Annotated in this window: 11 protein-coding genes; 9 read left to right on the top strand and 2 right to left on the bottom strand. The window is 37.7% G+C overall.

The features are described from left to right. Both DM84_RS02420 and DM84_RS02415 read right to left on the bottom strand, forming a co-directional pair. Positions 1-917, bottom strand: a 917-nt coding sequence (locus DM84_RS02420) for a hypothetical protein (protein ID WP_250778163.1), incomplete at its 3' end; no start/stop codon positions are given. Then, positions 883-2,013: a hypothetical protein gene (locus DM84_RS02415; RefSeq protein WP_250778162.1), complete on the bottom strand. Its 1,131-nt coding sequence runs from the start codon at positions 2,011-2,013 to the stop codon at positions 883-885. The genes DM84_RS02415 and DM84_RS02420, both read right to left, overlap by 35 nt. A 328-nt stretch (positions 2,014-2,341) precedes the next feature. Between DM84_RS02415 and DM84_RS02410 the strand changes: the two genes are divergently transcribed. From DM84_RS02410 to DM84_RS02370, 9 genes are all read left to right on the top strand, one after another. Continuing rightward, positions 2,342-2,818 carry a crossover junction endodeoxyribonuclease RuvC gene (locus DM84_RS02410; RefSeq protein WP_250778161.1) on the top strand — a complete coding sequence of 159 codons (477 nt, stop codon included), beginning with the start codon at positions 2,342-2,344 and terminating at the stop codon, positions 2,816-2,818. Positions 2,819-2,931: 113 nt separating this feature from the next. Further along, on the top strand, positions 2,932-4,170 hold the full coding sequence (locus DM84_RS02405; protein WP_250778160.1) for a DNA modification methylase: 1,239 nt from the start codon (positions 2,932-2,934) through the stop codon (positions 4,168-4,170). Between the two features lie 7 nt (positions 4,171-4,177). After that, entirely contained in the window at positions 4,178-4,663 is a 486-nt protein-coding gene (locus tag DM84_RS02400; RefSeq protein ID WP_250778159.1) for a hypothetical protein, read from the top strand. Between the two features lie 146 nt (positions 4,664-4,809). Continuing rightward, the gene (locus tag DM84_RS02395; RefSeq protein ID WP_250778158.1) at positions 4,810-6,633 is read left to right on the top strand and encodes a phage terminase large subunit family protein; all 1,824 of its coding nucleotides are present in this window, start codon (positions 4,810-4,812) and stop codon (positions 6,631-6,633) included. 3 nt (positions 6,634-6,636) lie between these two features. Continuing rightward, entirely contained in the window at positions 6,637-6,861 is a 225-nt protein-coding gene (locus tag DM84_RS02390; protein WP_250778157.1) for a gpW family protein, read from the top strand. After that, on the top strand, positions 6,862-8,289 hold the full coding sequence (locus DM84_RS02385; protein WP_250778156.1) for a phage portal protein: 1,428 nt from the start codon (positions 6,862-6,864) through the stop codon (positions 8,287-8,289). Continuing rightward, positions 8,286-9,353 (top strand): S49 family peptidase, encoded by a 1,068-nt coding sequence (locus tag DM84_RS02380; RefSeq protein ID WP_250778155.1) that lies wholly within the window; start codon positions 8,286-8,288, stop codon positions 9,351-9,353. The genes DM84_RS02385 and DM84_RS02380 overlap by 4 nt, the downstream gene beginning before the upstream one ends. A gap of 141 nt (positions 9,354-9,494) precedes the next feature. Further along, positions 9,495-9,863 carry a head decoration protein gene (locus DM84_RS02375; RefSeq protein WP_250778154.1) on the top strand — a complete coding sequence of 123 codons (369 nt, stop codon included), beginning with the start codon at positions 9,495-9,497 and terminating at the stop codon, positions 9,861-9,863. 36 nt (positions 9,864-9,899) lie between these two features. After that, positions 9,900-10,573: major capsid protein (locus DM84_RS02370; protein WP_250778153.1), on the top strand; the 674-nt coding region annotated here is incomplete at its 3' end.

Genomic DNA, 10,573 nt, shown 5'->3' with positions numbered 1-10,573 from the left:
GGATCAAGATTTAGGCGCTTTTCTATTTCAGTTATGCTAAGCAACATGTGTTTTTCAGGAGTTAATTCTTTTTTACAATCATTCAAAAATTGTTCAAATAATACGCGAAAAACTTTCATACATGCTACAGCTTTCTTATTTAGAATCTCTATATTGTTTACGTAAAGTGAGCCCTCTATCAATTGCAACTTTAGTAATTCCTTCTCTTTAGGAGGTTCAATTAGATTAAGTGCAGTATGTAAGATTTGCATTGAAGTATTTGGTATGAACTCTAGTACTCCTCTTTGTACTGCTTCTTGAAATACTTCAATTAACGTCTTATGCTGAAAGAAAAGGTCAACCATTTTTACTATGGGCAAATCAAGAGGTATGTTTGATGGATTTTTTCTCAGTATTATTAATACAGTTGGATTAGCTTTAAGCTTATCTATCGTTAAGAATGTTGGATTGGTGCAAAAATCAAGTATGATTAAACTTACAATCTTATCTTGTCCACCAACATGATAAACTCCGCTTTCCACTTTTTGCCACATAAAATTTGTATCACTTAGCTGACCTTCAAACCAATTCATAAATTTCTCTGGGTTAAAATATACAGATAAGCGGTGAAATCTTTGCTTCTTGTAGGTATTAGGTAAAATATCACGATTGCAATTTTCACAAATTATATTATCGCATGCTTCGTTAAAGTCCTCATCAATGAAAATCTCATTGTTACAGTATGGATCAACTATATTTGGCCAATCTAATTTATCTTGTCTACGAGAGCAGATAATGTAAGACCTCTCTTGCATCTGAATTAATTCAAGATTCGACAAATACCTTGCTGCTTCGATGTAATTTTGATTTGGATTAACCCAAGAGCTGCCAGAATTAAGAAGATCAGAGATTTGCTCTTGGCAAGATTGTAAGACCATAAAATTGTTTCATGTATGCTTTAAAATCCTCTCTTTCCTTTTTATTCAACGGATGTTCAGAGTAGTAAATTGCTATGTACTCATCACTTCGCTTAAAAAATAAGCCTATCTTTTTGCCTTGAAATATTATTTTCATCGATTCAATAGATTTTAGTATATCACCAAGAGAAGGGTGTAAAATATTAAGCTCAGATGCAATAGGATCGTGTGGTATAATGGTTAAAGTAATGGAAGTGTTGCTATATTTAAAACGATTTGACTGAAATTTTAACTCAAAAGTGAATATATTTGAATCAGAGCCATCAACACAAACTTTAATGAATTTATATACTTGCTCTGCAAAGTTTTTATCCTGCGCGTTTACAAAAACACATTCAGAGCTAAAATAACGACTCGCAATGCTATTTGCTATCTCTGTAGCTTGATCAATATTTTTGGCAGTAAGATCTACTTGAGTACCATTAACTAGAAAATCCAAAATCATCCAATCTGGCTTTTGACCATGAATAACCTTATTTGAGTTTAGTAGTAAATCTATACCACTAGCTCTACGAACTAATACATATAAACGATTTTGATGGTAGAAGAAACCTTGTAATTGATTTTCAAAACCGTCATTGCGTTTAATGTCGTCTTCTTTCAGTATCTGCACTATGGTTTCCTGAGAGATGAAGTCTTTAAATGGAACATTTGGTTGTCGTGGTGTCTTTTGAAGAGCAAATGATACAGAACCTTTTCTTTGTATTTTTTCAAAGTGATAGACAGACTTTAAAAGGTTGTGATCTACATGAAACAATAGAAATAACAAAGACTTTTTGTCGTATTTATTGTTACCTTTTAGAAGGTAGGATTTCATGAGTTCCTCAGTCAATGCAGATCTTGCAATTTCACTGACAGTAGCTTCAAGCTTTGCACGTTCAAAACAGCTAATCAGATAATAAATAACTAGAGAGTCTAAATGTTTAGCAATCACTTTACGTTTATATTGTATGGATGTGTTATCGTAGTCTTGATCATCAAAGAGTTGACCATTTAGCTTGTCTTTAAAGCAGTGTTGAAAGATAACACTTAACTGCCTACCAGAAAGTGAATTCATCCAGGAATGACGGACTTCTGTATTGTGAAAACGCTCAAGTAAGTAGTTAACTGGTACTTCTAAATCATCTTCCCAGAATTTACGGTTTGGGTAAACGTTCGTGAGAAATTAGCTAAGCTACGTTAGCATAATAGATTAATTACATTGTTAAGATAGAAATCTGAAAGTCTTGACCAATAATTATACAATGCCTGTTTACTGATTTTTAACCAAGTTTTTTTCTAAAAAGTTTATTTATGAAGAAGATTTTTTGGACAAAAATTTTTCAAATCCTGAATATATATTATATAGATATTTTGCATTCCAGCAAAACAAATTCTGAATATAAATGTCAATTTTAACGCTCGACCTCGGCAAACAAACAGGCTGGGCTATTTTCACCGATGGAGTAATTCAAAGCGGGAGCGAAAGTTTTCATGGTAGCCGTTTCAGCGGAGGTGGAATGCACTTCTTAAATTTTCGTAGGTGGCTCAATGAGATGAGGGAAAGATTTTCAGATATTGAAGCAGTGTATTTTGAAGAAGTAAGAAGACACCTTGGAACTGATGCTGCGCATTGCTACGGTGGTTTTCTTGCAGTGCTGTCTGCTTGGTGTGAAGAGAACAATATTCCCTACCAAGGTGTTAATGTTAAAACTATCAAACGCTTTATAGCTGGTAATGGTAATGCAAGCAAAAGTGAAGTTATTGAAGCGATACGTGAAAAAGGTTTTTCACCTCGAGATGATAACGAAGCTGATGCTTTGGCATTGATGTTTTGCGTTAATAATTTTAGTAAAGATTTTAATATACTAGATAACGCATAGGAAGTGGGTCCTTTCGGCCAGGCTAGCTGGTTTGGTGGGTTCGACCCCAGGCCTTCTTTAGCGTCAGAGATATTTTAAATATTAACTTTTTAATTATTAAGAATTTAAATTATATGAATTTAGCAATTCACTATTATCCTATTGAAAACCTAGTCGAATACGAGCGTAATCCACGTAAAAATGACGATGTGGTCAACAGAATGTGCGCTTCAATTCGGGAGTTTGGTTTTCGTATTCCGATAGTCGCAAAAAGCGATGGAACTGTAGTTGATGGTCATTTAAGACTTAAAGCAGCAAAAAAACTTGGTATGGAGAGTATTCCAGTGGTCTTAAGTGATAATCTAAATGAACCACAAACCAAAGCTTTTCGATTACTGGCAAATCAATCAGCTAATTGGGCAAAGTGGGATGATGATCTTTTAAAAGTAGAAATCCAAGAGTTAGAAGATTTGGAGTTTGACCTTAAAATGACTGGATTTGAGATAGAAAAAGTCCAACGCTTTCTTGATAATCTTGATGGAAGGGAAGAACAAGGGGAAAAGGGAGAAAAATTTTCTGATTTAGCTGGTGATGACAAAAAAGTAGAAATAACAAAACCAGGTGATCTATGGATCTTAGGTGGTCATAGAATCTACTGTGGTGATAGCTGCGAAGTTGAATCATATAAAGCAGTATTGGACGACAAAATGGCAGATATCACCGTTTGTGATCCACCGTATAACGTCGATTATGGCGCTAGTCAAGAAAGGGAAGACAAAAAGATACTAAATGACAACCAAGGTGAAAATTACGAACTTTTTCTCTACGATGTCTGTTCCAATATTTTAGCATATACGAAAGGAGCAATTTACATCTGCATATCATCATCAGAGTTTTCAACGTTGCAAAAAGCATTTGAAGAGGCAGGAGGAAAATGGTCAACATTTATCATTTGGGCAAAGAATCATTTTACGCTAGGCAGGTCTGATTATCAAAGACAATACGAAGCAATGCTCTATGGATGGAAAAGGGGCAATAAACGTGAGTGGCATGGGGGTAGAAATCAAAGTGATCTGTGGTTTTATGATAAGCCAACACATAACTCATTACATCCAACAATGAAGCCAGTAGAGCTAATGGAGAGAGCAATAGTAAACAGCAGCAGATCAGGAGACATAGTACTTGATCCATTTAGCGGTTCTGGCAGCACACTGATTGCATGTGAGAGAACAGGAAGAATTTGTAGGACAATAGAGCTAGATTCAAAATTTGTAGATGTAACGATAAAGCGTTGGCAGGTATACACAGGTAGGGAGGGAATTCTTTCTGGTACTGGTAAAACTTTTTCAGAAATTCAAGAAGAAAAACAGTAAGAAAAAAGTGGAAAAAATAACGCAAACGGAATGGGCAAGAGAGATAGGAGTGTCAAAGCAATATGTCTGTTACTTAGTAAAAAAAGGAGTAGTTGAGTTGGAGGATGGCTTGATTGACAGAGAACAAGCGAATGAAGCGGTAGCAGCAATAAGAGATCCAAGCCAGCCACTGAGGAGAAAAGGTGGAGAAATTGAGGAAAAAAGGGGAAACACCAGTGAGCTCTCTACCATGCTGCTTAAAACCCGGATAAAAAATGAAATGGAGCGGGGAAAATTGTTGGAGGCAAAGGCAAAAGCCGAAATTGGTGAACTTATCTCAGTAGAAGAAGTAAAGACCGAAGCATTTAATGTTGCAAGAGTGGTAAGAAATAATCTCCTCAATATCCCAGACAGAGTATCAGCATTACTAGCATCGATGAACGACACAGAGAAGATCCATGAGACACTGACTGAGGAAATCAGAACTGCGTTGGAGGAGTTAGTATTTCAATGATACTAAGGAAGTTCTTTATTAAGCCTAATGCAGATACTGATTGCAATACTTATTTTGAGTAAAGCATCGGCAGATAGTTATTGTAGAGGGAAAATACCTTTTTCTCTTAGCTGTGTAAAAGTACAAAAATTGCAGCAGATGGCATTATGATATATAGCAGTAGCTTTTATACAGGGTTAAAGCCAGATCCAACACTTAAAGTATCAGAGTGGGCAGATAGAAATCGTCAACTTTCAACGATAGCATCATCAGAGCCAGGGAAATGGAGAACAAAGAGGACGCCGTACCTTAAGGAGATAATGGATTCACTATCTTCGTCTTCACCGGCTGAAAAAGTGGTATTCATGAAAGGAGCACAAATTGGCGGAACAGAAGCTGGGAATAACTGGATAGGGTACATTATTGATCAGACGCCAGGGCCAATGCTGGTAGTACAGCCGACAGTAGAAATGGGCAAGCGCTGGTCTAAGGGAAGACTTGCGCCACTGATTGAAGATACGCCATGTTTAAGGAGTAAAATAAAAGACCCAAGGTCGAGAGATTCAGGGAACACTGTACAAAGTAAGGAATTTCCTGGAGGAACGGTAGTAGTAACAGGTGCAAACAGTCCAGTGGGTCTGCGTTCAATGCCGGTAAAATATCTTTTTCTTGATGAAGTAGATGCGTATCCAGGGGATTCAGGAGGAGAAGGAGATCCAGTTTTACTCAGTATAGCCCGAACTAATACTTTTACACGGAGAAAAATATTCTTGGTGTCAACCCCAACGGTGCATGGAATAAGTAGAATAGAGAGGGAATTTGAGAGTTCAGACAAACGTTACTTTTTTGTCCCTTGTCCACATTGTGATCACTATCAGGTACTGAAATGGCCACAGATAAAGTGGAAAGAGAAGAACCCAGCAACAGCCCACTACGTTTGCATAGAGTGTAGGGGAGAAATAAAAAATCATCAGAAAACAGAGATGCTAGCTAGAGGTGAATGGAGAGCTACAGGTGAAGGGGCAAAAGAAGGGGGAAAAATAGGATTCCACCTTTCAAGCTTGTATAGCCCAGTAGGCTGGTATAGCTGGAAACAAGCGGTAGAAGATTATCTGCATGCAAAGGAAAATGAGCAATTACTGAAAGTTTGGATAAATACAACACTCGGAGAAACCTGGGTAGACAAAGGAGAAGTACCAGACTGGAAGCAACTATTTGAGCGTCGAGAAAATTTTCCGATAGGTACGGTGCCAAAAGATGGAAAAATAGTGTTAACGGCAGGGGTTGATGTGCAAAAAGATCGGTTAGAAGCAGAAGTAGTAGCATGGGGAAGAAATCGAGAAAGTTGGTCAATAGACTACCAGGTATTTGAAGGTGATACAGGAAGTGGAGAAGTATGGGGAAAACTGTCAGAGCTTTTGAATCATCATTTTATCGGTGAAAATGGACTTGAATACATGATAAGCATGATGGCGGTAGATGCTGGGTATGCAACGCAAGAGGTTTATAACTGGGTAAGAGGTCACCAAGGCTCTGGGAGAGTAATGGCAGTAAAAGGGGCAAACAAAGCGCTAGTGCCACTGAGCAGCCCAAGTAGAGTAGATGTAACAGTTAGCGGACAAAAGCTAAAGAGAGGAATGAAACTGTGGCCAGTTGGGGTATCGATATTAAAGTCAGAGCTTTTCCAATTACTTAATGTTTTAACAGAAGGGGCGCCTGGGTATTGTCATTTTCCAGAGTATCCACCTGAATATTTTAAGCAGCTAACGGCAGAGCAATTAGTCAGCAAAGTAGTAAAAGGTTATACCAAACAAGAGTGGCAGAAGGTAAGAGAAAGAAATGAAGTACTAGATTGCCGAATTTACACAAGAGCAGCATCGATAGCACTGGGAGTAGACAGATGGCCAGAGAGTAAATGGAATAGTTTGAGTGGAAAAATGGAAAGTAAAAAGTCAAAGAAAATAGTCAAAAGCAAATGGATCAGCGAGTAGTAAATGTATAACGAAGATTATCTAATTCAAGTTGAACAAGCAATAAAGAAGCTTCAGAGTGGCGAAAGAGTAGTATCAATTGCATATGGTGACCATGTTGTCCATTATGCAGAAGTAGATATAAATGATTTACTAAGCTTAAGACAACGAATTAAAGCTGAGCTAAAGATTGCTGGAGTGGAGCCAAAGAGGAAAATTGTTTTTTCAACGAGTAAAGGAATTTTATAAATGTTGCTAAAAACCTTCAAGCAATTGTTTAACAAACCAAAGATAAAAAGCTCTGCATGGGATGCAGCAGGTTCAGGAAGAAGATTTTTTCACTTTCAACCAGAGTCAGGAAGCATAAACAATTTGCTGTCTCAAAGTCTTGAGCACTTACGCAGTCGATCACGTGATATGGTAAGAAAGAACTCGTATGCAGCAAACATCATTGATACGATAATAAGTGACTCTGTTGGGACAGGAATAAAGCCGCAGTCAAAGGCGAAAGATGCAGAGTTTCGGAAAAAAGTGCAAGAATTATGGCTCAAATGGACAGATGAAGCAGACAGTAGCGGAATGAGTGATTTTTATGGGTTACAAGCTCTAGTATGCAGAAGTATGATAGAAGGAGGGGAATGTTTTGTACGGCTGAGAACGAGAAAACGAGAAGATGGACTTTGTGTGCCGTTGCAATTACAAGTACTTGAATCAGAGCATTTAGACAATAAGAGCAATCAACCCCTTGCCAACGGTAATGTAATTAGAAACGGGATTGAGTTTAATAGACTGGGGCAAAGAGAAGCGTATTACCTTTTTCGAGAACATCCGGGTGAAGGATCATTTGGAGAGTCAGTTAGAGTACCAGCAAATGATGTTTTACATATTTATAGACCACTAAGACCTGGGCAGATTCGAGGAGTACCATGGCTTTCTACAGTACTGTTAAAGCTCTATGAACTTGATCAATATGATGATGCAGAATTAGTGAGAAAAAAGACTGCTGCAATGTTTGCTGGATTTATTACGAGACTTGATCCAGAAGCAAATATTTTAGGAGAAGGTGAAGCAAATGAGCATGGAGTAGCACTATCAGGTTTAGAGCCAGGGACTATGCAATTACTTGATCCAGGTGAAGACATAAAATTTTCAGAACCATCAGATGTTGGAGGAAGTTATGAAGCATTCATGAAACAGCAGCTCAGGGCAATAGCAGTAGGCACAGGGATAACGTATGAGCAGCTAACAGGGGATTTAACGGGTGTCAATTATTCATCAATCCGAGCTGGGTTAATAGAGTTTCGTAGGAGGTGCGCGATGTTACAGCATAACGTGGTAGTATTTCAATTTTGCCGTCCAGTATGGGATAGGTGGTTAGAATTAGCCCTACTCTCAGGAGAACTCGATATAGGAGAAGAATGGACAAAAAAAGGGGCAAAAGAAGTAAAATGGATAGCGCAAGGGTTTGATTGGGTGGACCCGCTAAAAGATCAGCAAGCACAGCAAATGGCGGTAAGAAATGGATTTAAGAGCAGGTCAGAAGTAGTATCAGAGCTAGGTTATGATAAAGAAGAAATCGATCAGGAAATTGCTGAGGATCAAAGACGTGCTAGTTCACTCAACTTAAGCTTCGACAGCGATGTCAGTAGTGTTGATTCTAATGTGGAAATGATATGAAACAACAAATAAACAAACCAATGATGGTAGAGCCAAGAAGTTTTGAGTTACTGTCATTACAAGCAGGAAAGCAGCCAATTTTTAAAAACATAAAACATGCAGTAAAAAATAGTGAAAAAGGAATAAAAGTTATACCGATACATGGAATCTTGACGAAAAAGTCAGAAGCTTTTGATAATGTGTTGGGGATGACATCGTATGAGAAGATACGTGAAGAGATAGAAGAAGCTTTGATAGATGAAGAAGTAGAAACAATAATTTTGGACATAGACAGCCCTGGAGGGGAAGTAAACGGTTTATTTGACCTTGCTGATTTTATTTATGAGGCAAGAAAGTCGGAAAAGAAAAAGATCGTAGCGATAGCAAATGATGATGCGTATTCTGCAGCGTATGCAATAGCGTCAAGTGCTGAAAAAGTATTTGTAAGCAGAGCATCAGGGGTAGGAAGTATAGGAGTAATAGCAAGTTACGTTGATCAAAGTGGATTCGATGAAAAACAGGGAGTAAAATATACCACAGTATTTGCAGGAAAGAGAAAAAACGATTTAAATCCGCATGAGCCGATAACGTCTGAAAGTCTGGAAAGCTTGCAAGGAGAGGTAAATCGCCTATATGAGATGTTTGTCCAGCTCATAGCACGAAACAGAAATTTGTCCATGGAAAGAATCAAATCAACCGAAGCAGGGCTATATTTTGGAGAAAAAGCAATAGAGATAGGACTTGCTGATGGAATGACAATTCTTTCATCTATTAATAAAAACAGGAGGAGTATTACTATGAATGAACAAACTACAACTGACCTAGAAACTGATAATTTAACTAATAAAATCAAGAATGACAGCTATCGTACTGAAGTTCTTGAATTAATACGTTTATGTAATTTATCAAAGATGCCAGAAAAGATAGGAGAATTTATTGAGCAGAATGTAAATGCAAAGCAAGCCCAAGAGATATTAATGTCGATACTGGCGGAGAGAACGAAGAAGACAGAGATAATGAGTACAATACCGCAAAATACACCAGAAGACTTGATGATGCAGGTAGCGAAAAGTCGGGGCATTTGATGCGCGGTATATAATACTGCCGCGGTAAATAAGTGTTCGAAATGCTCCAGAATAGCCAATTGTAGAGCAACATATCTTTTACCGCGGCGAATAGCGACTTTAAACACAGCGGAATAAACAAAGGAAAAAAGGGGGAGAAATATGACAAGCATAACTGAAACAAATAATTTAGGAGATCTTCTGAAATATGAGGCATCGAGTCTATATTCAAGAGATCAGATAACAGTAGCAAAAGGGCAGAACCTAAAGCTTGGTACAGTAGTGGCTCTCGATAAAGATAACATGATTAAGATAATAAATCCAACTGCCACAGATGGCACGCAAACAGCGATAGGTGTAATAACAAGTGATGTAAACGCAACGGAAAACACCAAAGCAGTAATCATTACACGTATAGCAATGCTAGCAGATTATGCAGTTGTATGGCCAGCAAATATCACTGAAGAACAGAAAGCTGCAGCAGTAAAGCAACTTGAAGGACGAGGGATCATTATCCGCAAGGGAGCTTAAAAAAACTATTAAAAACACAAAAGGGGGAAAAGAAAAATGCAAAATCCATTTACAAATCCGGCATTTAGTATGACAGCATTAACAAATGCAATAAACATATTGCCGATAAATTATGGTCGAACAGAAAATTTAAATTTATTTCCAAGTAGATCAGTAAGATTTAGATATATTACCATAGAAGAACACAACGGAGTTTTAACTTTATTACCAACGCAAGTACCCGGAGCGTCAGCAACAGTGGGAAAACGAGGAAAACGGAAAATAAGAACGTTTACCATTCCACATATTCCTCATGATGACGTAGTGTTACCAGAGGAAGTACAGGGAATAAGGGCATTTGGATCAGAGAGTGAACTTAAAGCGCTAGCAGATGTAATAACTGATCATTTGCAGCTAATGAGAAACAAACACGCAATAACATTAGAGCATTTGCGAATGGGAGCGCTAAAGGGAATTATTCTTGATGCTGATGGGTCAGAATTATTAAATCTGTACAATGAATTTGAAATAACACCAAAAGTAGTAAATTTTGCACTAGGAACAGCAACAACTGATGTAAAGCGTAAGTGTCTGGAAGTATTGAGGCATATTGAGGATAACTTAAGTGGTGAATATATGACAGGAGTTCATGCCTTGGTAAGCCCTGAGTTTTTTGATGCACTCACTTCGCATAGTAAAGTAAAAGAAGCATATGAAAGATGGCAAGAAGG

The sequence above is a fragment of the Wolbachia pipientis genome, assembly GCF_023661085.1.
GTDB lineage: Bacteria > Pseudomonadota > Alphaproteobacteria > Rickettsiales > Anaplasmataceae > Wolbachia.
This window is presented reverse-complemented; position numbering and strand designations above follow the sequence as displayed.